General features: G+C 52.9%; 17 protein-coding genes and 2 tRNA genes. 10 read left to right on the top strand and 9 right to left on the bottom strand.

Annotated features, from left to right (window positions below; translation table 11 throughout):
• Positions 1 to 69 precede the first annotated feature (69 nt).
• Complete coding sequence (locus RIC29_16895; protein ID MEQ8736603.1) at positions 70 to 1,569, top strand: MATE family efflux transporter; 1,500 nt, start codon at positions 70 to 72, stop codon at positions 1,567 to 1,569.
• 10 nt (positions 1,570 to 1,579) lie between these two features.
• Here the strand turns inward: RIC29_16895 and RIC29_16890 are convergent, their stop codons facing one another.
• Positions 1,580 to 2,566: a hypothetical protein gene (locus RIC29_16890; protein MEQ8736602.1), complete on the bottom strand. Its 987-nt coding sequence runs from the start codon at positions 2,564 to 2,566 to the stop codon at positions 1,580 to 1,582.
• Between the two features lie 214 nt (positions 2,567 to 2,780).
• Positions 2,781 to 3,650 carry a flagellar motor stator protein MotA gene (gene motA / locus RIC29_16885; GenBank protein MEQ8736601.1) on the bottom strand — a complete coding sequence of 290 codons (870 nt, stop codon included), beginning with the start codon at positions 3,648 to 3,650 and terminating at the stop codon, positions 2,781 to 2,783.
• A 131-nt stretch (positions 3,651 to 3,781) separates the two neighbouring features.
• Here motA and RIC29_16880 point away from each other — a divergent pair, with 131 nt between their 5' ends.
• A complete protein-coding gene (locus tag RIC29_16880) occupies positions 3,782 to 4,123 on the top strand; it encodes a DUF1491 family protein (protein MEQ8736600.1) in 342 nt (113 codons plus the stop codon).
• Here RIC29_16880 and modA read toward each other — a convergent pair.
• Complete coding sequence (gene modA / locus RIC29_16875) at positions 4,090 to 4,968, bottom strand: molybdate ABC transporter substrate-binding protein (GenBank protein MEQ8736599.1); 879 nt, start codon at positions 4,966 to 4,968, stop codon at positions 4,090 to 4,092. The two genes, RIC29_16880 and modA, sit on opposite strands and share 34 nt — an antisense overlap.
• A gap of 134 nt (positions 4,969 to 5,102) precedes the next feature.
• Here modA and RIC29_16870 point away from each other — a divergent pair, with 134 nt between their 5' ends.
• Together RIC29_16870 and RIC29_16865 are read left to right on the top strand one after the other, a co-directional pair.
• Positions 5,103 to 5,486 carry a GcrA family cell cycle regulator gene (locus tag RIC29_16870; protein MEQ8736598.1) on the top strand — a complete coding sequence of 128 codons (384 nt, stop codon included), beginning with the start codon at positions 5,103 to 5,105 and terminating at the stop codon, positions 5,484 to 5,486.
• A 316-nt stretch (positions 5,487 to 5,802) separates the two neighbouring features.
• Positions 5,803 to 6,630: an MBL fold metallo-hydrolase gene (locus RIC29_16865; protein MEQ8736597.1), complete on the top strand. Its 828-nt coding sequence runs from the start codon at positions 5,803 to 5,805 to the stop codon at positions 6,628 to 6,630.
• Between the two features lie 30 nt (positions 6,631 to 6,660).
• Here the strand turns inward: RIC29_16865 and RIC29_16860 are convergent, their stop codons facing one another.
• On the bottom strand, positions 6,661 to 7,950 hold the full coding sequence (locus tag RIC29_16860) for an HlyD family type I secretion periplasmic adaptor subunit (GenBank protein MEQ8736596.1): 1,290 nt from the start codon (positions 7,948 to 7,950) through the stop codon (positions 6,661 to 6,663).
• A gap of 1 nt (position 7,951) precedes the next feature.
• On the bottom strand, positions 7,952 to 9,775 hold the full coding sequence (locus tag RIC29_16855) for an ATP-binding cassette domain-containing protein (protein ID MEQ8736595.1): 1,824 nt from the start codon (positions 9,773 to 9,775) through the stop codon (positions 7,952 to 7,954).
• 174 nt (positions 9,776 to 9,949) lie between these two features.
• On the opposite strand from RIC29_16855, the gene RIC29_16850 reads away from it, so the two are divergent.
• Entirely contained in the window at positions 9,950 to 12,337 is a 2,388-nt protein-coding gene (locus RIC29_16850; GenBank protein ID MEQ8736594.1) for an adenylate/guanylate cyclase domain-containing protein, read from the top strand.
• Positions 12,338 to 12,408: 71 nt separating this feature from the next.
• Here RIC29_16850 and RIC29_16845 read toward each other — a convergent pair whose 3' ends face one another.
• From RIC29_16845 to RIC29_16835, 3 genes are all read right to left on the bottom strand, one after another.
• Complete coding sequence (locus tag RIC29_16845) at positions 12,409 to 13,713, bottom strand: TolC family outer membrane protein (protein ID MEQ8736593.1); 1,305 nt, start codon at positions 13,711 to 13,713, stop codon at positions 12,409 to 12,411.
• Positions 13,714 to 13,915: 202 nt separating this feature from the next.
• Positions 13,916 to 13,990 (bottom strand) — tRNA-Asn (locus RIC29_16840).
• A gap of 8 nt (positions 13,991 to 13,998) precedes the next feature.
• Positions 13,999 to 14,072, bottom strand: a tRNA-Cys gene (locus tag RIC29_16835).
• 262 nt (positions 14,073 to 14,334) lie between these two features.
• Here RIC29_16835 and RIC29_16830 point away from each other — a divergent pair.
• The 3 genes from RIC29_16830 to RIC29_16820 all read left to right on the top strand — a co-directional run bounded on the left by RIC29_16830 (position 14,335) and on the right by RIC29_16820 (position 17,410).
• Positions 14,335 to 14,985 carry a protein-L-isoaspartate O-methyltransferase gene (locus tag RIC29_16830; GenBank protein MEQ8736592.1) on the top strand — a complete coding sequence of 217 codons (651 nt, stop codon included), beginning with the start codon at positions 14,335 to 14,337 and terminating at the stop codon, positions 14,983 to 14,985.
• A 210-nt stretch (positions 14,986 to 15,195) separates the two neighbouring features.
• Complete coding sequence (locus tag RIC29_16825) at positions 15,196 to 16,605, top strand: TolC family outer membrane protein (protein MEQ8736591.1); 1,410 nt, start codon at positions 15,196 to 15,198, stop codon at positions 16,603 to 16,605.
• 124 nt (positions 16,606 to 16,729) lie between these two features.
• The gene (locus RIC29_16820) at positions 16,730 to 17,410 is read left to right on the top strand and encodes a DUF2497 domain-containing protein (GenBank protein ID MEQ8736590.1); all 681 of its coding nucleotides are present in this window, start codon (positions 16,730 to 16,732) and stop codon (positions 17,408 to 17,410) included.
• Between the two features lie 41 nt (positions 17,411 to 17,451).
• On the opposite strand, the gene RIC29_16815 is transcribed toward RIC29_16820, so the two are convergent.
• Positions 17,452 to 18,213, bottom strand: coding sequence for an IclR family transcriptional regulator C-terminal domain-containing protein (locus RIC29_16815; protein MEQ8736589.1), 762 nt, complete (start codon positions 18,211 to 18,213; stop codon positions 17,452 to 17,454).
• Positions 18,214 to 18,539: 326 nt separating this feature from the next.
• On the opposite strand from RIC29_16815, the gene RIC29_16810 reads away from it, so the two are divergent.
• Positions 18,540 to 20,969, top strand: coding sequence for a TonB-dependent receptor (locus tag RIC29_16810; GenBank protein MEQ8736588.1), 2,430 nt, complete (start codon positions 18,540 to 18,542; stop codon positions 20,967 to 20,969).
• 221 nt (positions 20,970 to 21,190) lie between these two features.
• Complete coding sequence (locus RIC29_16805) at positions 21,191 to 23,521, top strand: TonB-dependent receptor (GenBank protein MEQ8736587.1); 2,331 nt, start codon at positions 21,191 to 21,193, stop codon at positions 23,519 to 23,521.
• Positions 23,522 to 23,813: the final 292 nt, after the last annotated feature.

Below are 23,813 nucleotides of genomic sequence, written 5' to 3'. Positions count from 1 at the left end.
TTTTGTATTGGAGCCGTGCATTGATGCGGATCAAGTCGCAAAGAGATTAATACAGGTATTTGGCAAGCTGTGAGTGAGACACAAAACCGATCGAGCGATAAACGTTCAAGCCCGACACAGGGCCTCGGCCAGCAAGAACCCGGACTGCAAGCGCCCGGACAGGGTGGTCCTGGCCACCACGGTTCTCGCAACGGCAAAGACCTGACAACCGGCTCGGTTCACCGGCATATCCTTAAGCTTTCAGCCTATATGGCGATGGGGGCTGTGGCCTCAATGACCTTTCAGGTCGTCGATACTTATTTTGTGGCGCAATTGGGAACCGCCGAGCTTGCGGCCATGGCCTTCACCTTTCCGGTGGTGATGATTCTCCACGCCATAGCGATCGGATTGGGCACAGGTGTGACCGCAGTTGTGTCCCGTTTTGTCGGTGGCGGGAGCAGAGACTCAAGCGCAGGCCAGGATTCAAAAGCCATTGCCACCGACAGCCTAATACTTGCCGTTCTGATTACGGGCGTTTTTTCCATCATCGGTTTTATGACCATTGACCCCGTATTCACGTTGCTTGGTGCGGAAGGTGAAGTATTGCTGTTGATCCATGATTACATGGACATCTGGTATATGGGCATCGCGTTTATGATCGTGCCCTTGATCGGGAACGCGGTGATCCGCGCCCATGGCGATGCGAAATTCCCCAGTATGATCATGATGACGGCTGCGATTTTGAATATGATCTTGGATCCGATTTTGATTTTCGGATTGTTTGGCGCGCCACGCATGGAATTAGAAGGGGCAGCCTTGGCGACCGTGTTGGCGCGTGGTGTGACGTTTGTGGCGGCCTTGAGCGTGCTGCATTTCCGGATGAACGCGTTGACGTATGAGTTCCCTACGCTGAACCGGCTGCGCAACAACTGGAGTCAAATTCTCAATATCGGCTTACCATCCACCGCAACACAACTCATTGTACCAGTCTCATCAGGCGTTTTGACGGCGTTGATTGCTTCCTTTGGCGCTGTTGCCGTCGCAGCCTTCGGTGTCGCCACTCGGGTCGAGATGTTTGCTTTGATCTTCATGATGGCAGCTTCAATTGCGATGGGGCCATTCGTGGGCCAAAACGCCGGGGCGGGGCGCATAGATCGCGTGCGGCAAGCGCTGCGCTTCACGTTCCAGGCAAGTGCGGCGTATGGCCTGATGATGGCGGTTGTACTGGCGGCGTTTGGCGAGCAAGTGGGTCGAATTTTCAGCGATGATGCAGATGTTGTCAGGCTGGCGGCCTTTTACCTGTTGGTTGTCCCGCTCAGCTACCCGGTTTTGTCGGTGATCGCGATCAGTTCGCAAACCTTTAATTCTCTGGCCAAGCCCATGCCTGCGATGGTGATAGGCGCGGCGAAATCAATGCTACTCCAAGTCCCCCTGGCCTATGCGGGGGCTGCGCTTGGCGGTATTCAAGGTGTCTTTTTGTCCATGTCACTTTCGACTGTTTTGGTGTCTGCACTGGCGTATGTTTGGATTAAACGCACCATAAAACAGGAAGAAGACTTAGTCGGCACACCTGAAGCCCAGGCGGCTTAATCAACAGTTTTTAGGTCGCTCTCCCTGATGCAACCGCGCGAATACTGGCGAGACCTTGGCGAATATCAGTCATCAGAAACTCACCTTTGCTGATCGGGCTGCCTGACCTTGGATTGGGGTAGCGCGTGGCCCAAGCGTTCATTTTAACAGTGAGACCGCAGAGCACGCCGCCGATGGTTGTGTGATAATCCGAGATCAGTTTTTTGACTTCTTCGAAGCGCTTGGCCGACAAATTATCCCATAGATTTTGAGTTTGTTTGTCGAAATCCAGAAAGAGACGCCGCAAGAATTCGACAAAGCCGAGCATCATTTTTTCAATGCGGTCGATTTGTTCTATGAGGTTTTTGTCCTGTCGGAGCTGATAGTTCTTTTTCAGTTCATTCATTGAATGCACGAAACTGTCGAGCAGAGGCTGTAAACGATCAAGGCAGTTGCGGTAGTAAGACAGCGATAAAAAGATGTCGCCGTAGTCTTCCAGGAATCTCGGGATTTGGTCTAACTTGATGTTGAGTGTTTCAGCCATGGTCTTGAGTTTCCCGAGGGCTTTTTTGACATCGGGGTCTTTGAACAGACCCACGAGGTCGCCGAAGTTGCTCACTTCGAGGTCATCACTGCCATAGATTTGCTTGATCAGAGGCAGCGTAAACTTCGACATGTAGGCTGTCAGTTCTTTGTTCTTTTGCTCTGACAGTTGTAATTCTGAATCCGGAGCGAGAGCGATTCCTAGTTCGCGAAAAGAGCGGCGCAGGCTGTACACATCGAAGCTGGGAAGAGGGGCGATCTTACTGAGGATTTGCAGGTCCGGATGGCCAAGACCTTCCTTCCAATGGAAATGCTCAGGCAAATCCTCAACGTTGATCTGACCACTGCCAGTCTCCCGTTCTGAAAAAAGCTCGATCACGCCCATTAAATGATGGTTTTTAATCAACCGGGCACGATGCAGTCCATTGGTTTTGAACGGTAGAATGCTGAGCGGCAACACGAACAGGGAGTCCATGTCGGTATCAACAATCGGGCTAAGAATCTGCGAGCACACGGATCAAACATCAACCAACAGTAGTTGTATGCACGCGCGAAGTTGCCTACGCCGGGCGCATTCTATTCGTCTCAATACTATTACGACCCGCACAATTGTACCACTGCAAACAAGGTGTTAGCGGGATTGCCACTCAAAGCATGAACCGGCTGTAAAGCCTTAGTTTTATAGGCTTTTAAGCTGGAGCTGGTTCGGCGTTGAGGGCCTCTTCCAACTCGAAAAAGGTCGGTTGCATGCTTGAAGGCACGTTGCCACGCCCAATTTCCACAGAAACTTGAGGGGCATTGCCGTTGAGGTGTGACACGAGCACATCGCGGATGATGAGATAGAAATGGTGTTCTTCATCCAAAATCTGGCTCAACCGTGTCGCAAAAGGGCCGACCAGGAGATAAGCCAAGAACACACCCAGGAATGTCCCCGTGAGGGCACCACCAATGAGTTTTCCCAATACCTCAGGGGGTTCTGTGACCGAGGCCATGGTCTTAATCACGCCCAGCACGGCGGCAACGATCCCGATGGCCGGAAGACCATCTGCCATGGTCTGTAGCGCTTCTTGCGGCTTCATGGCTTCGTGATGGTGCTTCTCAAGCTGAGATTCCATCGCATCATAGACTTGATGCGGGTCGTCCAGATTCATCGACAACATGCGCAGGGTGTCGCAAATAAAGTCGACAGCAAAGTGATCTGCAAGAATACGGGGATACTTTTGGAAGATATCGCTTTCTTTTGGGTTCTCGATATGGCTTTCGATCACCAAAATGCCCTTTGATTTGATCATCTTGGTGATGGTGAAGAGCAGGCAGAGAATATCCAGAAAGTCTTGCTGCTTCCACTTTGGGCCACCGAAGGTCTTTTTAATGCCGCTGAATGTGCCTTTGATGACCTTGCCAGTGTTACCGATGATGAGCGCCCCCATGGCCCCACCAAAAATAATAGTCATCTCGAACGGAAGTGCTTTAAGGATAACGTCAAATTTACCACCGGAGGCCGTGTAGCCACCGAAAACACAGACCAAGACGACAACGATGCCAATAATCCCACGCATGAACTGTCCTGTTCCCCCTCTGCCGGTTTTCGGCCCGTCGCCGCCCAGATTGAGCAAGAGACGTCAGTTTACCTATACCATTTCAATGGCTTATCAAAGGTCAATTCTTTCGTGCTGGCAAGGGTAGAGCTTTGGAAACTCGGGTTAAAACGCGCATCTGGATACAAGCTTTCCTGCGACGGACCGAAGGGCAGGGGTATATGGCTGTTCTGATCCGGCGTGGCGATGAAGATGCCGGAGCGGTTTTGATTAAGGTGAATCGGTTAGAGCTGGGCTGCCAAGTCTATAGCCAGATTCGAGATGAACACGGGCAGTTGGCGTGGTTTGCGGGGACGGGATCCGATCTGGTGCCTGAATCCGAGGCGGATGCTTATATTCAGCGCCAAGCCCATTATGACGCGGACCTATGGGTGGTTGAGGTTGAAGACCCTAAAGCGAATTATGGTCTCTCAGGCCCTGTTGTGGCGGTTTGATCTGTGGGCTCTTGATTTATGAGCGTCTGATCTGCGGAACCCGGATCAGCGGCAACATCGCGCATCACGGCAAATCCATGCGATTCAAGGATGCTCTGGGCTGCTGCAGTGGAAAGATAGTTGTAAAAATCTAATACCGGAGGCAAGGCGCGCCCGGTTATCACCGCTGCTGTGTAAATAATCGGGGTGTGAGACTCAGGTGGAATGATCGCCGCCAGCCTTACTTTTTGGCTTAAGGCCGCGTCGGTTGCGTAAACAATACCAAGCGGCGTTTCGCCACGTTCGACCATTGCGAGCACAGCGCGCACATTAACCTGGCGTGCCAAGCGGTCACGGACCGCCGCCCATAGACCGAGATTTTCAAGCGCCTGTTGCGCGTAACGTCCAGCGGGTACGTGTGCTGGATCGCCAATGGCTAGACGCCCACCATCCAGCCGGCGCAAGACCTCCACAGGCTTCGACGTATTCAGCAACCGGGTCGCATTTTCAGTTTTTGGACTCACAATAACCAAGCGGTTTCGGGCTAGAATTCGCGTATAATCTGGTTCGATATAGCCTGCGGCGGTGAGCGTGCGGATCCAGTCTTGTGCGGCTGCAATGTAGATATCAGCAGGGGCACCTTGCATGATCTGCCGGGCAAGAGTGCCTGAACTGCTAATCGACACGCGAACGCTTATTCCTGTTTCACTCTGGTATTTTTCTGCAATGTCATTCAGGGCGGTTGTGGTGCTGGCGGCGGCAAGGACAATAATGCGTTTCGTTTCAGTGCTTTGGGCGTCTTGGACCGGGCCTAAAAGTGTAAAACAGAATAACAGGATTAAACCAAGCGCAGGTCGTCTATTCACACCCTATCTCCGATACGAGCGAACCAACTGCGATCTTATGCGTTCCTATTCTAGACACAAGTCCGCGGGATATGTATGTTCCCGGGCCTTCCATGGTGTTACCTTTTTTTGACCCGCTAACTCTGAGGATTCTCATGCCTGAAGTCTGGACAGATGACCGTATCGGAAAACTCAAGAAGCTCTGGTCTGATGGGTTAACCACAGGCGAAATTGGAAAGCGCTTAGGCGTCTCTAAGAATGCGGTTGTTGGCAAGGCCCATCGCCTTGGTCTCAAAAGCAGGCCATCCCCCATTCGCCGTGCGGGCAAGAAGCCAGAGGTCAAGAAGGAAGAAACACAGGTCTATACCTTGGCGACTTTAAACAGCCAGACCTGCCGCTGGCCCCATGGCGACCCAAAAGAAGAAGATTTTCACTTCTGCGGAAAGCCGATCTTTCAGACCAAGCCTTATTGTGCAGAACATTGCGCGCAAGCCTATGTCGGCTCGAATAAAAACCGTGGTGAGAGCGCGTCCTCCTAAAATTCTCGTGATTTAAAGTGCGCGATCAGACTGAAGCTGGTCCGCTAAGGTCCGGCACAGGAGCAGCATAAAGCTGCTTGATCCTTCACAATAACATGCGCCTGAGATTATATGAGAGATATTTTCTTACAATATAATTTATGGTTGAAAAATACACGTAATGATTTAATTGACTATTGAGTCGAAATCTTATCAGTATTTATCTATTGGTGAATGACCTCAAAGTGTTACACATTGCGGATAGGGTAAGAGCGCCAGGTAAGGCATAGTGAAACCCAACGGGCAGAAAACGCAAGCCTGACTGGATCGATAACGAATGACATTGGCTGTAAAGTTTTGGGGGGTTCGCGGCAGCATTGCATGTCCATCACCACAGCATGTGGTGTATGGCGGTAATACAAGTTGCCTTGAAGTCTTCGCTGGAGATAAGCGTATCATTCTTGATGCGGGCACAGGCATCCGCCAGCTCGGCTCAGATTTTATTCGGGATGGTGTCAAAGAGGGCATAATTTTGCTCACGCACACCCACTGGGACCACATCAACGGCTTCCCGTTTTTTGGTCCGACGTTTATGCCCAACAATCATTTTTCTATTCATGCCGGGCATTTGTCGGATCATGGCGGGATCGAGAATGTCTTAGCCAATCAAATGGCAAACCCGACGTTTCCGGTTCCGCTGGAGGCTTTGCAAGCCGAGCTTGAGTTTATCGATTTTCATGCGGGCGAAAACTGGGAGCCCTATCCGGGCATTAAGCTGGTCACCAAACCTTTGAACCATCCCAATGGAGCCACCGGCTACCGCATCGAGCATGATGGTAAATCGATCTGCTACGTTACCGATACGGAACATGTGGTTGGTAAACCAGATGAGACCGTTCTGGCCCTGATCGAAGGGGCGGATCTGGTGATTTATGACTGCACCTATACGGATGAAGAGTTCCCAGCAAAAATTGGATGGGGTCATTCAACCTGGGAAGAAGGTGTGCGGCTCTGTAAAATGGCCGGTGTCAAACAACTGGCGATTTTCCATCACGACCCAGACCATAATGATGATTTCATGAGGGACATTGAAATCAAGGCGCGCGAAATGTGGGATGGTACTCTGGTTGCCCGCGAACATATGATTTTAACGCCCGGAACCTGAGCGAGACTCAATTACCAGCTTTTAAGCAATTCAGCGTTCTCTAAAAGCTTCGTGCTTTAATTTCAGAACCGGTTTGATGAGATAGTCCAGGACGGATTTGGTTCCGGTGTGGATATCGACCGTTGCGCCCATCCCTGGTGAAATCAGGTACCCGTCTTCTTCTTCTCCGAGCCAAGGTTGTGCGGTCTTCACGATGACTTTGAAATACGGTGGCGCGTTCTCAGGCACTGTGGAGTCCGGAGCAACGGAAATAACTTCTCCTTCGATGCCACCGTAACGGACAAAATCGTAGGTATCTATTTTGATGGTTGCCGCTTGCCCTTCTTGCACAAAACCGCGATCCATTGGGTTGAGCCTGACTTCCACCACAAGTGTGTCTTCCGAGGGCACGATATCCAGAATTGGTTCACCAGGCCGGACAACGCCACCGATTGTGGTGTAGCGCATGTTTTTCACAACGCCCGTAATTGGACTGCGGATTGTCGTCCGTGTCTGTTGATCATCGGCGGTGGTTAGCAATTCCCGCGTGCGGGCAATGCTCATTTCAGTCTCGCCCAAGAGTTCGCGGGCTTCCCGTGCAAACCGTAAATCAAGCTCCTGTATGCGTTCCAAAGCTTCGTCCAATGCGGCCTGGGCACGGGGTAAGGCTTCGTTCAGCGAGGCAATTTCGCCTTCAAAACTCTCGACTTCGCTTTCGATTTGCAAGTGTTCCATCGGCGATTGCAGCTTATCTTTTAGGAGATCAGCCGACATGGTCAGGCGTTGTCGCGCGAGACCAAGGTTTGTACGAAAGGCGTTGAGTCTCGCCTCAACTTCGCGCACGTCTTGGGTGCGTTGCACCGCTTGACCTTCCAACACGGATCGCGTGCTGTTCAGTTCGCGTAGCCGCGCATCATAGGCTTGGCGTTCGGCTTCGATAATATTGTCCATGCCACCCGCCATATTGGATGGCAGTGTGAGAGGTGTGCCGTTGGCCTCTGCTTCAAGCCTGGCTTTGCGTATCAAAAGCCCATCGCGTCTGATTTGGAGTTCTTCGAGATTGGTGACAGTGCCAGCGAGGTCGAGCTGAACCAGCGGTGCGCCTTCGCGCACGGTGTCTCCGTCTCTGACGAACAGGTCATCTATCAATCCGCCTTCCAAATGTTGAATGGTTTTAATGCGGCCTTGGGGGACAACCTCACCTGGGGCAATGGCCACTTCATCTAAATTGGCAAAGGCAGACCACAGCAAGAACAGGCCAAGAAGACCCATAATTAAATAGGTTACGAGGCGCCAGTTTGGGGCTTCACTATGCTCTATAAGATCGTCGAGTTGGCTCATATCAGTCTTTGGGTTCCGTAAGGGGCTGAACAGCTTTGAGGTGGGCCGCTTTGCCGCGTGTCGCTGGCGGAGTGGTCGTGTCTTGGGATGCAGCCTCAGCGCGTATTTTTGCCATCGCTTCCATAACCTGTCGTGTTGGTCCAGCCGCCTGAATGCGGCCATGGTCCATGATAACGACATTGTTACAGGCCTGCAGCAGAACCGGGCTGTGTGTAACAACGATGACCGTATGATTCTTACCAAGCTCAGCCAGCGTGTTGCGCAAGTTTGTCTCCGCGTCTTTGTCGAGGCTGCCGGAGGGCTCGTCCATAACGATCACGGGCGGGTCGCCGACGAGGGCTCTGGCAATGGCGATGCGCTGGCGCATACCGCCAGATAACAACGTGCCGCTTTCGCCGACAGCCGTACCGTAGCCCTCAGGAAGATCGACAACCAAAGCATGCGCTTGACCCAGCTTGGAGGCATGAATGATCTCAGCATCCGTGGCGTGCGGATGAGATTGGGCGATGTTTTCCCGAATGGTTCCATTGAACAGCACACACTCTTGTGGGACGTAGCCGATCCAACCGGCCAGGTCCTTACGGGCAAATTGTTTGACGTCTGCACCGTCGAGCAGGACACGGCCTTCGACCGGTGTGTAAAGCCCCAGAATCAACTTCAGCAGTGTCGATTTACCACTGCCGTTGGCGCCCATGATTGCGGTTACACCGCCGGGGTTAATATCCAGTTTGATGGCATCAACAACGGGCGGCGTCCGCTCACCATATCTGAACGACGTATCCTCGAGCGTGATCCGTCCTTTCGGGCGGTCCATTGTGATGCTGCTGTGTTGTTTATCATCTGCCTCGGCAAACAAACTCCCAAGCCGATCAACAGACTGACCAAAGGAGACATAATTGCGCCAAGCGCCGACCAGCTGATTGAGTGGCCCAAGAAGCCGACCACTCAACATATTCGCAGCGATCAGGCCGCCAATGGTCAGTTCCTGGTTCATAATCGCGACTGCGCCAACTGTGGTCATCGCGACGGTTGTGAACATTGTGAGTCCATGCCCGGCGTTGACAAAGGAATCTGTTTTGGTTCCACGAATGATGGACTGCTGAATGGTGTCGGCTTGACGATCTTCCCACATGGGGCGCAGGTGATCTGACATGGCCAACGCTTTGACCGTGCCGCGTCCCATTATCATTTCAGACACCAGCGCATCACGACTTAGCATTTTTGTTTTTTCATCTTCGGCTGCCGCGGCGACGATCTTTCCGGAGCGCCAGGCCAGCACAACAAAAATGACAAAGGCAATGACCAGCACCCAGGCCACAGGCCAGGCGATGAGAAAGACAACGGTGAGAAAGAGAATCGCGAACGGCAGGTCAGCACATAAAATGGCTGAGGCCCCAGACAACGTTGACCTGACCGCCTCGACATCCCGAAATAGCAGTTGCCAATAGGAAGCTGGGCGGCTTTCGAGGCTGCGCAGGGGAAGCGCCATGACCTTTTCAAAAAGGCGTCGGCCGACAGCCACGTCAAGGCGCAAGGCGACGTTCTGCATCACCTTCGCGCGCGTCTGACGCAGGACAAAGTCAAAGGCAATGACCACAGCCATGCCAATGACCAAGCCCTGCAAAGTCGTCATTCCGGCATGAAAAACGACGCGATCATAGACTTGAAGGACGAATACTGGGACCGCGACGGCCAGCAGGTTCACGAACAAAGAAACCGCCAGAACCTCTTTAAACATAGGCCGCAGCGGAGTAATGAACTCCTTAAGCCACACGCGGTTGGGGCCACCCAGAAACGTGGGTGCAGTATCTTTTGTCTCAGACATGCCTGATATTTATCCCTTTTCTGGGGTGAAGCATAGCAGGCCGTTATTAAGATGTGACCAGGAAGATGTTGCCAGAAGGATGTGAAAGGGAATGTGGAAATTTCCTGTTCTGTCGTGCACGGACCGGTTAGTGTGGTGACTCTATAAGTTTAATGGGGCGTCTTGGGGGCTGCCGTGCGCGACGATACGGTCATTGAGGAAGATGACACCTCTCGGAAAGATGGTGCCACGCCAAAGGCGAGGGGGCGGCGTCTGCTTGCGCGCATGGAACTTGGCCGTTTTATCTCAATCCGTTGGTGGTGGCGGTGGTTCAATAAATCACTTATTCAAACCGGCCGTTTGACCACGCTGCTCGGGCTTGTCGGCCTGATCTGGATCCGAAATGAAGATCCGGAATTGTTGCGTCTTATTCGTGCCAAGACATTCGATACCTATCAGCAGATAAAACCAAGAGAGTTTATGGGCGGCGCGTCACAGGTTGTGATCGTCGATCTTGATGAAAAAAGCCTTGATGAATATGGTCAGTGGCCCTGGCCCCGCACCCGTTGGGCGGAGCTGGTTACAAAGTTAACCGAACTTGGGGCAAGTGCCGTCGTTTTCGATATCGTGTTTCCTGAAGAGGACACAACCTCTATCGCCGGGTTGGCGGACGGTATTCCGGGGATTACGGAAGAAACCCGCAACACGCTGAAAGCCGTACCGACAAATGACGGCCTCTTTGCGGCGGCCATCAAGGAGAGTGGGCGCGTGGTGATGGGGCACACGCCTTTGTCTGTGGTGCGCTCTGATCCCGGATATACGCGGTCTTCGATCCGTGGCGAATTGGGGTCGGATCCCCGACCGTGGTTGGAAGATCACCCCTTTATTCTCCGCAACGTTGAAGTTCTGGACCGGGCCGCAGAAGGGCGGGGTGTGTTCAGCGTGGCGGAAGACCGGATTGATGGCATTGTCAGGCGCGTCTCCATGATCGTGGCTAGTCCTAACGGAATCTTTCCGTCGCTGTCCCTGGAGGCCATCCGGGTTCATCTCGGTGCCCGCAACGTCATTGTTGAAACTGATGAAATCGATGGACTGCAACGCATCATTCTTCAAAAACTGCGTCCGGTACGAGAGAACATCGAGATTCCCGTCGACCGCACGGCCCGGATCTGGGTTTACTACACACCGAACAGCGAGTATCGCGCCAACTACGTCGCTGCGGCGGACGTGCTGGGCGGGCGCGTTGCAGACAATAGATTCGAAGGCAAGATTGCCCTCATCGGAACCTCATCCCAGGGCCTGTTCGATGTTCGTGCGACGCCGCTTGATCCTGTTTTACCTGGAGTAGAAGTCCACGCGAATCTGATCGAAAACATTTTAAATAGTACCCAGCTGACCCGTCCGGCGGTTGCAGATGGTTATGAAGTTCTGGCGGCCATCGCCATCGGCTTGGTGATGATTATCGTTACGCCGCTTCTGGGTGCGCGTATTTCGATGCTGTTTTTCCTGGCGGGAACCTCTTTCGCGATCTGGTTCTCTTGGAACGCATTTTCCACGCGCCTCGAACTCTGGGATCCCGGTTTCCCGGTTATGGTTGCGATCATTTTTTACGGCTTTTTGACCTACGCAGCGTTCATTCGGGAAGAGGCCCAGAAAAAGCAGGTGCGCTCCGCATTTGGACAATATTTGTCTCCCGATCTCGTTAAGAAACTGGCCGATGATCCCGATCAGCTTGCCCTCGGCGGCGAGATGCGTGAGATGACATTTATGTTCTGCGACATCCGTGGCTTTACGTCGATCTCAGAACTGTTTGATGCGCAGGGTTTGACGCGCCTGATCAACCGATTCCTGACCCCCATGACCAATATTATCCTGGCCAACAGCGGCACCATCGATAAGTACATGGGCGACTGCATTATGGCGTTTTGGAATGCGCCATTGTTGGACGAAGATCACTCCAGAGATTCCTGCAAGTCGGCCTTGTTGATGGTCGAAGGTCTAAAAGTATTAAACGAAGAGTTGCGCTTGGAAGCTGAAGCAGAAGCGCGTGAGCATCGGCCTATCAAAATTGGGATTGGTCTCAATTCTGGCGAAGCGTGTGTTGGGAATATGGGGTCTGAACAGCGCTTCGACTATTCCGTTCTCGGCGATAATGTGAACCTTGCATCGCGCTTGGAAGGGCAATCGAAGGCTTACGGTGTTACGATTGTGCTGGGCGATAACACGGTGCGATTGGCATCAGATTATGCGTCTGTTGAACTCGACTTGATCAAAGTGAAGGGTAAAACAGAAGCGGTTCGCATCTTTGCTTTGATGGGCGATCCGGCGTTTGCCAAGAGCGAAGAATTTAAAGCCCTTAAGAAAATTCATGACCGGGTCCTGGTTGAGTACCGCAAACAAAACTGGGACGGTGCCAAGGCCGCAATGGACGAGGCGCGGCAGCTGATTTCTGGGGCCTCAGGGCAGGGCTATATTCATGAGCTGACCGGACTCTATGCTCTGTATGAATCGCGGATTGAAGAGTACAAATTAGACCCACCACCAGCAGATTGGGACGGCGTCTTCGTTGCCACCAGCAAATAGAATTATCGTTGCAAATCCGCGCTGGCGGCTAAAAATATATCAGGTTTCCGTGGCCGCTCAGGTTGAAGCGCTTAGGAGTTCGGGATGACTTGATCAAGACGTCCCATCGCGATCAACAACTGATACGCCGCAACCCGCGCATCAAAAAGTGCTGATGTATAGTTGATCCGGGCGTTGAACACTTCGTTCTCCGCATCCAACACATTGAGCGCTGTTTCTTGACCATTTTCCCGCAAGCGTTCACGCGCATCAAAAACTTCGGCGGCAATATTCACCGCATTATCGAGTAACGCGACGCGCTCTCGGGCCGTCATCAAGGACTGCCAAGCAAGGCGGGTTTGTTCTTCAATCTTACGCCGGGTCTGTACATAATCCGCTTGGCGCGCCTGATAGGTGTATGCTGCGCCTTTGGTGCGAGACTTGGTGCTTAACCCGTTAAACAGGTTCCAGTTGGCGCGCAGCTTGAGGGAGTAGTCGCGGCGAATGCCAGGCACCCCGTTAAAGTCGTCCTCGTAGTTTCCTTCGGCGACGACATCAACGGTTGGCAAGTACTCTGACTGAACACCTTCACGGTTTTGATCGGCAATCTCGATCTGACGCTGGCCAGATTTCACCGCCGGGTTTTCTGCCAGAGCAATGCCAATGGCATCGTCTAAAGATTTCGGCAACAGCGCATTCGGTGGTGCCGGTAAATTCATCGCCGCCTGTTGAGGCGGGTGATTGAAGACCTGCAAGTATCGGCTAAGGGCATCTTGAAGCGCACCCTGAACGGATACTTTACGCTCTAAGGCGATCTGTAATCGCGATTTGGCTTGCAGGACATCTACCGCAATCCCAGAACCGCGTTGAACACGCTCGTCTTCTAACTGCAACTGCCGGCGGATGTTGTCTTCATTTTGACTCGACAGATCTAACAATTGAGATTGGCGCAGCACATCCAGGTAAGAGGTCACCCCTTCAAACATGATGGATTGGCGAACACTGGTGAGGGTGATGTCGGCAATATCACGCTGCAGTTTGGACGAAATGCGGTTAGACGACTTCAGACCACCATCGTAGACATTTTGAGTGAGGGACAGTCCCCATGTTTCCGTGCCGCTCTCAAGTGGTCCGTCTGGCGTAGACCGCAATGCGGCAGTGCTGACACGTTGCTGGCCCGCATCTGCGGTCAGGTCGAGCTGGGGCAGGTAAGGTGAAAACGCAGCCCGCACATTTTGTTCTGCGGATTTTACTTGAAACCGGTTTGATTGAATCAGGGGGTGGTTTGCGACCAGATCCGAGAGCTCATCAATCAGTGGCGCCGCCACGGTTGGCGATTGAAGAGAAACCAACGCCACAGCAGCCGTGGCCATGAACATAACTTTTCTGTAGATCACTTAAAACTTCCCCAAGACCGCTCGCAAAACGCGAACGATAGACCCGAACTTTCGACTAGCTTTATATCCTGCTGAATGGCGACCGGTCAAACTTCTATAGTTATAGATTTCGGTCGAAACGGGTTTGTTTGGGCTGTATGAAAGCCTCGGGAATTAAGCTGCGGCCTACCCGCGCAGGTGTTGATGATCAGGACCAGAAATATGGCTCCGGCGGTAGGATTCGAACCTACAACCCTTCGATTAACAGTCGAATGCTCTACCATTGAGCTACGCCGGACCACTGCTTGGAGGCCGAGGCCGGAATCGAACCGACGTACACGGATTTGCAGTCCGCTGCATCACCACTCTGCCACTCGGCCCGAGACCACCTAATTTCGCTTAGCCTCATCGCGGTTTAACGTACCGCGAAGCGGCGTTTTATAGAAGCGCCTGCTATGTCGGTCAAGCGCCCATAGACCCTGGAGTATAAACAAATCGGCCGTGCGGCCTAGTTCCTAGGTTTCTTCTGTCGTTTGCTGTGTTTAGCATGATTGAGTTGAGGACTGCGGTTGGGTATAAGCGGGCACCGGACATCCTTCGTGAGCTGCGGGCTTTGTCCTTCCTAATTGAAAGAGATCCCCTATGGATTTTGAACTCGCACGGCGCAACATGGTTGCCAGTCAAGTCAGGACCAATGAAGTCACTGATCCACTTGTTATTGACGCGATTGGCAAGGTGCCACGGGAGCGGTTTTTGCCGACGGCCCGTCAGTATCTTGCCTATATTGATGAAGACTTCGAGATTACGTCCGGGCGTTGGCTCATGGAGCCCATGGTTGCGGCACGGTTGCTACAACTCGCTGATATCCAGCCCAGCGATCATGTGCTGGTGCTCCCCTGCGGCAGCGGCTATATCGCCGCAGTTCTTGCGCACATGGCGGGGTCTGTTGTTGCTGTCGAAGCAGATGGTCCGGTTAAAGATGGTGCGGTTAAGCTGCTTTCGGACTTAGGCGCTGATACCGTTGCCGTTGTCTCTGGAACGGTTGCCGATGGATGCCCAGGCCAGGCTCCGTTTGATGTTATTGTCTTCGACGGGGCAGTTTCAGATGTGCCTGTGTCTATTATGGAGCAGTTGGCTGATGGCGGACGCTGTGTTGCTGTGGTTCAATCCGGGCCAGTTGGGCGGGCCACGCTCATTCAACGCACCGGCGCGGCATTTGGACGGCGGACGGAGTTTGACGCCAGTGTGCCAACACTTCCTGAATTTACAGCAAAGCCCTCTTTTGTTTTTTAAGGCTTGTGAGGTTCTCGCGGTCGCATACAAAGCAAACCAAACAGGCTCAGTTTTCGTAGACGAGTTGTGTCTTTAGAATACGAAGCGTTCCTGAAGCCCTGCAGTTTTAGTTACCTTCCGTTACACCTTTTGCGGTGGCAATCTAACCGTGATTCGGTTAGGTAAACAGCGTCAAAAGCTCGAGTAGCACTGTGTCGAGGATAAAATACAATGAAGCGTTTGAAATGGTTATGGGCGACAACCGCTGTCGTTGGCCTCTTGTCAACCACGCAGGCTGTTCAGGCGGACACTCTTAAAGAGGCGCTGGCCCTGGCCTATGCCAACAATCCCGGGCTTCTTGCAGCGCGTGCTCAACTCCGGGCGACAGACGAGACCGTTCCCATCGCCCTTTCCGGATGGCGTCCGAGTGTCACGGTCAATGGCAACGTGACCCGTGCGCGCAACGAAAGTGTGATTGAAAGTCCGATTACCGGTGGTGCCCAGTTTACAGGCGGCACGACGCTGAGAACCTCTCAATCAGCGTCGATCGGTATTTCCCAGCCTTTGTTCAGGGGTTTTAGCACGATGGCCGATACGGCTTCAGCAAAAGCCAGTGTCAAAGCGCAGCGGGCACGCCTGAAATCGTCTGAACAGCAGGTCCTTTTGGCTGCTGCAACGGCCTACTTTGATGTCTTGCGCGATATCGCGGTGGTGGAACTCAGAACCAACAACGTTCAAGTGTTGTCGCGGCAGCTTGAAGCAACACAGGATCGTTTTCGTGTCGGTGAGATCACCCGTACCGACGTTGCCCAAGCAGAAGCCCGTCGCTCCGCGTCTGTATCGGCCCGTATTTTGGCCGAAGGCAATCTGCAACAATCTCGTGCGGCGTATGTCAGCGTGATTGGCAAAGAACCCGAAAATCTCGTGACTCCAGAGCCACTCGGCAGTTTGCCCGCAACGCGCGATGAGGCTTTGGCCGCGGCTGCTGAAGCGAACCCAACATTGGTCGCAGCGCTCTTTACCGCCGAAGCGGCGCTTGAAAACATCAAGTCGACCCGCGGTGATCTCTTACCAAGCGTGAGCCTTGAGGGGCAGCTTTCTAAGGGCTGGGACACAATTGCCGACCAATCCACATCTGAGGCCGCCTCTGCGCGCGCGGTTCTGACCGTGCCGCTGTATCAGGGTGGTGTGGTCTATGCGCGTCTGCGTCAAGCCAAGCACACAGCTGGGCAGCGCCGTCTGGAAGCCGATCAAGCCCGGCTTGATGCCAAAGAAGCTGCAACATCCACATGGGAGATTTATCAGTCAGCAAAGGCTAGCATTGCCTCTATTGAGACCCAAATTGTGGCCTCAGAAATCGCCCTTGAAGGGGTTCAGCGTGAGGCCGAGGTAGGGGCGCGGACTGTTCTTGACGTTTTGGACGCCGAGCAGGAGCTGCTGGATGCCCGGGTGAGTTTGGTCACGGCGCAACGGGATCAGCTGGTTGCGACGTTGCAGGTTCTCTCTTCCATCGGTCGTTTAACCGCTGAAAACATAGACCTCAACGTCAATGTTTACGACGCTGAAGGGCACTATGATGACGTTAAGGGCAAGTTTTTTGGCAGTTCCAAGGCGGCCAATGCCGACGCATCTGGGCGCTAGAGCACTTTCACAGGGCTAAAAAATATCTCCTAACCCTCAGATTTTTATGATGTTATAGAATTCTTTAACCTTTTAGGGTACCTTCTTCCTCATTGTCGTGGGGAATAAGAGCGGACCAATCGCTATGAGTGAAGAAGGTCAACAAGAACCTTCGATGGAGGACATTCTAGCCTCTATTCGAAAGATTCTATCGGAAGACGAAGAAGAAGGCGGCGACGCAGCCGAAACAGCTGCGGACGATGCCCCTGAACCCGTTTCCGATCCTGAGCCAGAACCGGCACCCGAGCCTGAAGAGGATGACGGTCCGGATCTCGCTGCGCTCCTGGCAGAAAGTGATGAAGAAGACGAAGCCGCGTTCGAGGACCCTGAACCAGAGCCTGTCAATGCAGCTTTAGAGCTGACAGATGAGATGCTGGTTGAAGGGGAGGAAGAAGAATTTGAGCCGGAACCTGCGCCAGAACTCGCTGCAGCGGCCGCCGCCGCTGCCTCTACCATGGCCGCTCAGCCAGCTCGCCCCCAGCAACAGGCTCCCGAAGAACAGAAGTACCAGCCTTATGGGCAGGAAGGTCTAGTTGCGGATCAGGTCGAGCAAGTCGCGGGTGTTCACATTTCTCAGTTGGCCCAAGCCGTCGCCCAAGAGCGTGCGCTGACCATGGGCAACCAGGGCATTACCATTGAGCAGCTCGTCCGCGAGATTTGCACGCCAATTCTCAAGCATTGGCTCGACCATAATCTGCCGTACATGGTGGAACGTATTGTCAGACAAGAAATCGAACGGATTGTGAGCCGGTCTGAGAAGATGTAAAGTCTTAGAGTGTATTTATAAGTAACTGATTTTATTATTTTTTATGAAAAAGCGCCGCTGATTTCAGCGGCGCTTTGCATGACGGGGTCAGCAAACTTTGCAACGGCATCTTTGAGGCTTAAAGCGCGTGACGGAAAGCGTATATCTAACACGCCGCGCAGGCCGTTTTGGTCGAACACCGGGGCGGCTAGACTGCCATGACCTTTGTGGGGCATGCTGTCACAATAAAACCCTTGTACTTTAATAGCCTGCAATTGTTTCTCAAGCATGTCCTGGCTGAGATCGATATCATTCAGGGCTTCGGGTCTTTCCGCAAGTAGCGCCTGGAGTAGAGTCTCACGCTGTTCTGTATCGCAAAAGGCGAGAAACACTCTGCCGTCTATGGAAGTCACCAACGGGAAGCGCAGGCCAACAGGGGCAGGGTGCATGACAAGCGGGCTTATGGCATCCGTCTCCCATAGAATTTCCATCTCTAAACGACGTGGCTGCGCAATGGAGACTGGCCAGAGAACATGCCGGCAGAGCTTTTCCATAATGGGAACGACTGTCCCACGCAGCCAACTGGATTGATGGACACGATCTGTCAGACGCAAAGCGGCTTCAGCCACCTCAAACCGTTTATCTAAATCCCGGCGGCTTGTGTAACCAAGGTCTGTGAGGAAAAACAGTATTCTAGAGACGGTCTGACGCGGCAGTTTCGTATGTTGGGCGGCTTCCGAAATGGTCAACGGACCCAGTCGGCTGAGAGTGCGCAATACACTTAAGCCGCGCTCTAAAGACCGTATGGAGTTGCCGGATTGCATAATGTTTCTGTTGTGTTCACTTTGTTTTTGATGCCTTGAGGCATACGCACTTCAATATATCCTTCCGTAGTCCCAGAGCGCGCGGTCGCCGCATGCCTTGCCCATACAGTGAGCGCCTAAAATCTTAAATGATGCAAATTTGCACCGCATGTCCATAAAGCGTCACAGGAGAGTCTCTTAACCGTTGTAAATCAAAGTGTTCAGAGGCAATTTGCCAAATTAAGTGCTGCCTAAAGGGGTTTAAGCAGCATTTTTTGGAACTTTTTTCGCCCAACCCGGAACCGCTCATCGGTTCTTGGTTTAATTTGCTCTAGGGGAGTAACTAAATGAAAACCCGTAATATTATGCTGGCGTCGCTTATGGCGTCAGTGGCCCTGCCAGTGGCTGCACCACAGTATCATGCCGCCTTTGCGCAAAGCCTTGCGCTTGAAGAAATCGTCGTCACTGCTCGTAAGCGCGACGAAAGCATTTTTGAAATTCCAGTTTCCGTATCTTCCGTTTCGCAAACAACACTGGACCGTGCCGGCATCGATAATGCCGAAGAACTGTCTGATCTTGTTGCGGGTCTTGATTTCCAGGGCTCCACCTCAACCGGTGGCCGTGAAAACCCAACCATCCGCTTCCGTGGGATTAACCAGCAGATCATTACACCAGCCACGCAGGTTGGCGCTGTATTCTGGGATGGCTCCTATATTGGCTCCGGTACGGGCTTCTTGCCGCTCGGCGATGTTGAGCGTGTTGAAGTTATCAAAGGCCCACAGACGGCTTACTTTGGTCGTAACACCTTCTCCGGCGCTGTGAACATTATTCCTAAGCTGCCTGGCGACGAGTGGGAAGGCGATGTCACACTTGATTACTCTCCTTCACAGAGTGACGAATACACCATCGAAGCTGGTGTTGGCGGTCCGATCAACGATAAAGTTGGTGTGCGTGTCTGGGCGTCCTACGAAAGAGACGGTGGCGACTACAACACCGTGCGTGAACAAGACCCCTATGGCGTGACCAAAGACACCTCGGTCAGCGGCACAATGACCTTCCAACCCACGGAAGATCTCAGCCTTAAAGTCACCGGCTACTATACTAAGGCTGATGATAACGGTCTTTATGCCGGCATTGATGCCAGCGTTTACGGTGTCCCAGCGGGGCAATGTAACCTCGTCTATGAGGGCCTGTATTACAACAACGCGACCATGGAAACCACACCGTTTACACGTGACTTTAGCCAGCTCGGCTTTGCCACATGGTGTGGAGAATTCCCAGATGGTGAGAATGTTCAAACGCCATTCACAGTCCGTCCTGGTCCTGGTGACAATACGCAGGGTGATCAAGCCCTCGTCGCGCTTGAGAGTTTGAACCCCTTCATCGCCAAATATGGCTTTGTTCGCGATCCGGATGGCCAGTTGGGTTCGAATAACCAAACTGGGCGTCTGCAGTTAAGCGGCGACTATGATATTGCAGATCATACCCTGTCGTTCCAGGCTTCACGTGCCAAAACCGGCACCAACAACGTGCGTGACTTCTCCTACGGTTTGCCTCTTGGCCAAGTCGGTATTACCGGCAGCAGCACCTACATGCGGGAAAGCTACTACGAAGCCCGTATCGCGTCGCCGCAAGACAATCGCCTGCGCTATTTGATTGGGGTTAGCGACTACACCCAGCGCTATCGTCAGGCCAACTCACCGACATCGCCAGCTCAAGCCACTTTGGCAACGTCAACGGCGACTCTGGACTTCCAGGACAACACGACAACAGCCGTGTTCGGTTCTATTGATTATGACATCACCGAAGAGCTGACCCTGTCTGTTGAAGGCCGGTATACCGATGAAACGTCAACGCAGATCTTTCAGGGCAATCCAAGCCTTGGCTGCGGTGTATTCACGCCGGTTTGCCAACAAGAGAACTCCTATAACGACTTCATTCCTCGCGTGATTTTGAGCTATGACGTCTTTGAAGGGGCTTCCACCTACGCCAGTTATTCGGAAAGTTCTTTGTTGGGTATTCCAACCCAGGCTGGCTTCGTGAACAGTGTGGCCCCGGACGTGCTTCCTGCCTCTGCGCTGGCAGATATTGGGTTCTTCACCGGGATCCAAGAAAACACCCAGTACGAATGGGGCTGGAAACAGCAGGCTGATTGGTGGAACTTCACCTTGGCCGTGTTCTATGCCGAGTGGATCAACCAACCGTTTGCGGCTGTTATCGTCTTGCCAGTGGGCACAACCTCACTCGCCAGCAACGGTAACTCCGACTACAAGGGTTTCGATTTTGAATTCAATGCGGCCCCAACCGATTGGTTAAACCTGAACGGTACATTGGCTTACACCAAAGCAAAATCGATCCGCTATGCTTCACGTGGGTCTAACGAATCCTTCTTGCTCGGTTCTGGCTCGCTGTCTGTTCTGAACGACGGCAATGACTCCAGAAACACACCGGAATGGACGGCCTCATTAAGCCCGACAATCACAGGTGAGTTTGGCGATCGTGAATGGTTCTTCCGCACAGACTTCATCTACACCGATGGATACTGGGCCGATTACTCCGAATACAATCGGGCCGGAAGCGCCTTCAAAATCAATGCCCGTGTTGGTGTTGATGTCACTGAAACGGCGACCATTGAACTGTGGGCCAAGAACTTGACCAAAGACAAGACGCTCACCACCAACGGTGGCACGACGTTCGGTCCAAGCTTGAGCCGTAAGGTCTTTACCGAACTTCCACAAAAGCGTGAAGTTGGTATTCGCTTGAATGCTTCTTTCTAAACACGAGTTACTCTAACTCACAGTGAAGGCCGGTCCCTGCGAAGGGGCCGGCCTTTTCTTTTGTGGACGCCCGTTCAAGCGGCTCACTGTTGCATTTTCCCCACAGATATTGCCGATAGAGACCCTTGATCTGAATCACATCTTGCGCGTTTCAGATTGGTTATGGTGATATGACGTTTAGGAATTCAGGCGTAAACGTTAATTTATTTGGGGAGAGACCTATGTCATTTCGGCGTTCACTTATGGCCTTTACGGCCCTAGCCAGCTTCACAATGGCAGAGGGTGCTTATGCGCAGCAGCTCGCCATTGAAGAAATTACGGTGACCTCCCGTAAGCGTGAGGAAAACCTGCAATCCATGCCACTCACCGTGACGGCGCTGACCAGCGACGACATTTATGATCGTGGTGTCGATAACTTGAATGACCTGGCGGACTTTACACCGGGCTTTTACACGGAAACCGTTGCAGGCCGTTCCTCCAACCCATACTTCCGTGGCTTGGTTGTGAACACCGGGCAAGTTGACCGTCAGAACTCCTCCGTCTTCGTTGACGGGCATTATGTTCTGGGCTCAGCCGCCACTTTCGGGTTCAACAACATCGAGCGCGTCGAGGTCTTGAAAGGCCCGCAGTCTGCCCTGTTTGGGCGCGCGACCTTTGGCGGCGCGGTGAACTACATCACCAAGTCCCCCACAAATGAATTCCAGGCCGATGTGGATGTCGATATCTCTGAGCACAGCCGCTATGACGCGGCGGTGACGGTGTCGGGTCCGCTCTTTGGCTCGGATAAAGTTAAAGGGTTGGTGAGCGCCCGCTATTATGAGTTTGGTGGGGAATGGACCAATACGGCCATCGGTGAGAACGGCGCGACCATTGGCCAGGAAGAAACCAAGGCCATTTCTGGTAAATTGGTTTGGGATCCAACCGAAAGCCTGTCGGTGAGCCTGTCTGCGTCTTATGCAGAAGACGACGACGGTGCACCACCGACCACCAGCTTGCCGTCAGACTTGAACAACTGCCTGTTCTATAATTCTACAACACCGCTCGGCTACACCTGCGGAAAGTTGCCGGAAGTGGAAACTGTGCAGCAAAATAACGTGCGCGTCGCTCAGCGCTTTGGTGAGGCTGTTGGTCAATTTCAAATCAGCGAACGGTATACGGCTGATGTCAACTACACCACCAGCAATGACTGGGGCCTCGAACTCCGTGGCGGCATGAACAAGCAGTCGACAGACTCCATTGTCGATGCCAGCTATGGCGAAAGTATTGGTCTGTCGAACGGACTCGGTGGTACCGGGGGATTGGTTTTTGGCACAACCGGATTGGTTGAAGCTAACCGTTCAACCGATGAGTTTCAGGACAAGAGTGCGCAGTTTAAAATAACATCCCCTGCGTCAGAGACCCTCAATGCGTTCGCCGGAGTGGCCTACTACGAGCATGATATTCTTGGCCGCAACCTGCGCGAAACCGCAGCGCGTCCTTTTGGGCAAGTGGGCTCGTCCCGTCACATTGATAACTACTCCGTCTTTGGGTCCATCACGTATAACTTGAATGAGCAGTTCGCCATCGGCTTTGATGCGCGTTATCAGCAAGATAACGTGCGGGAGTCGACAGCTGAGTTTGAACCCCAAACGCTCGCGGAAGTCCCGGAGCTGGGCAGCAATGAGGACATCGCGGCCCTGGCTTTTGATACCGCCAGCTTCAAGCGTTTCCTGCCGCGTTTGATTTTGGATTACAAACCCAATGATGACATGACGCTGTATGGTGTTGTCTCACGTGGCAACAAGCCGGGCTTCTTCAACAATGCGGTGGTTTCCGCCAACCTTGGTGTGGCGCCTGAAGTTCTTGAAGAAACCGCGTGGAACTACGAGTTGGGGGCCAAGACCTTGTGGCTGGACGGCCGTTTTCTGTTGAACGTCGCGGCTTTCTATATCGATTGGACCAACCAGCAAATCCGTCAGACCTTCCTGGATGCCCAAGGCCAAGATTCAACCATCTCGACCAACGCCGGTGCGACGGAAGTGTATGGTGTTGAATTGGAAAGCACCTTTGTGGTCACAGAAAACCTGACCTTCTCGGGCTCGGTGGCGTATGCTGATCCTGAATTCAAAACATTCTTAGAGCCGACCTTTGCCCCTCAGTTGGGGGTTCCGTCTGATCTTTCTGGCAACGAGCCGTATCGTTATCCGGATTGGCAAATTCAAATCGGAGCTGATTTTGTTCAGCCTGATGTTATGAACGACTGGGACTTCTTCGCCCGGGCCGACATGAATATGACCGGCAAGCGCTGGTCAGAAATTTACAACCTGTCGTACATCGGCTGGGAATATAAACTGAACCTGCGCACCGGTATCCAAGACGACAACTGGAAGCTCACCGCGTACGTCAACAACGTGCTGGATGACCGGTCTTTGGCGGGGTCCTTCCGCTTCCGCGATCTGCGGAGGTTCACCCGCTTTGATCAAACCGACAACAGCTTTTCGTTCCCCTACGCTCAGCTTGCGAACCTGAATCGCGGTCGCAACTTCGGTGTGAACATCAGCTACAGCTATTAAGCTGTCACATCTCGCTAATTAGAAAACCCCAGACCTCGGTCTGGGGTTTTTTTATTGTCGGAAGATCAACTCATGCGCTTGTGTTTGCTGCAGACGAGAAACCCACACTGCCGATACGCCTGACGCAGCCGTGCCCCAACTCAGGTCCACCGCAATCACAATCAGCGGCCAGTCGGGCAGGGTGATATTTTTTAAGTCGAGCCCAGCATCGTGATGGACGAGGGGTAGGCTTGGGGGACATTCGTTAGTTGGTCGCTCACTATTAATAGTTGTGTTTATTATGTCTAATAAT

The organism is Rhodospirillaceae bacterium, from assembly GCA_040219235.1.
Taxonomy (GTDB): Bacteria; Pseudomonadota; Alphaproteobacteria; order Rhodospirillales; family Rhodospirillaceae; genus WLXB01.
Note: the sequence above shows the minus strand (reverse complement) of the source record. Positions and strands in the feature narration are given on the sequence as shown.

Bases quoted from the DNA above. Each gene is read 5' to 3' on its own strand.
- RIC29_16890 (MEQ8736602.1), bottom strand. From the start codon at position 2,566: ATGGACTCCCTGTTCGTGTTGCCGCTCAGCATTCTACCGTTCAAAACC.
- motA (MEQ8736601.1), bottom strand. From the start codon at position 3,650: ATGCGTGGGATTATTGGCATCGTTGTCGTCTTGGTCTGTGTTTTCGGT.
- RIC29_16820 (MEQ8736590.1), top strand. From the start codon at position 16,730: ATGAGTGAAGAAGGTCAACAAGAACCTTCGATGGAGGACATTCTAGCC.
- RIC29_16815 (MEQ8736589.1), bottom strand. From the start codon at position 18,213: ATGCAATCCGGCAACTCCATACGGTCTTTAGAGCGCGGCTTAAGTGTA.
- RIC29_16855 (MEQ8736595.1), bottom strand. From the start codon at position 9,775: ATGTCTGAGACAAAAGATACTGCACCCACGTTTCTGGGTGGCCCCAAC.
- RIC29_16865 (MEQ8736597.1), top strand. From the start codon at position 5,803: ATGACATTGGCTGTAAAGTTTTGGGGGGTTCGCGGCAGCATTGCATGT.
- RIC29_16805 (MEQ8736587.1), top strand. From the start codon at position 21,191: ATGTCATTTCGGCGTTCACTTATGGCCTTTACGGCCCTAGCCAGCTTC.
- RIC29_16830 (MEQ8736592.1), top strand. From the start codon at position 14,335: ATGGATTTTGAACTCGCACGGCGCAACATGGTTGCCAGTCAAGTCAGG.
- RIC29_16860 (MEQ8736596.1), bottom strand. From the start codon at position 7,950: ATGAGCCAACTCGACGATCTTATAGAGCATAGTGAAGCCCCAAACTGG.
- RIC29_16870 (MEQ8736598.1), top strand. From the start codon at position 5,103: ATGCCTGAAGTCTGGACAGATGACCGTATCGGAAAACTCAAGAAGCTC.
- RIC29_16810 (MEQ8736588.1), top strand. From the start codon at position 18,540: ATGAAAACCCGTAATATTATGCTGGCGTCGCTTATGGCGTCAGTGGCC.
- RIC29_16825 (MEQ8736591.1), top strand. From the start codon at position 15,196: ATGAAGCGTTTGAAATGGTTATGGGCGACAACCGCTGTCGTTGGCCTC.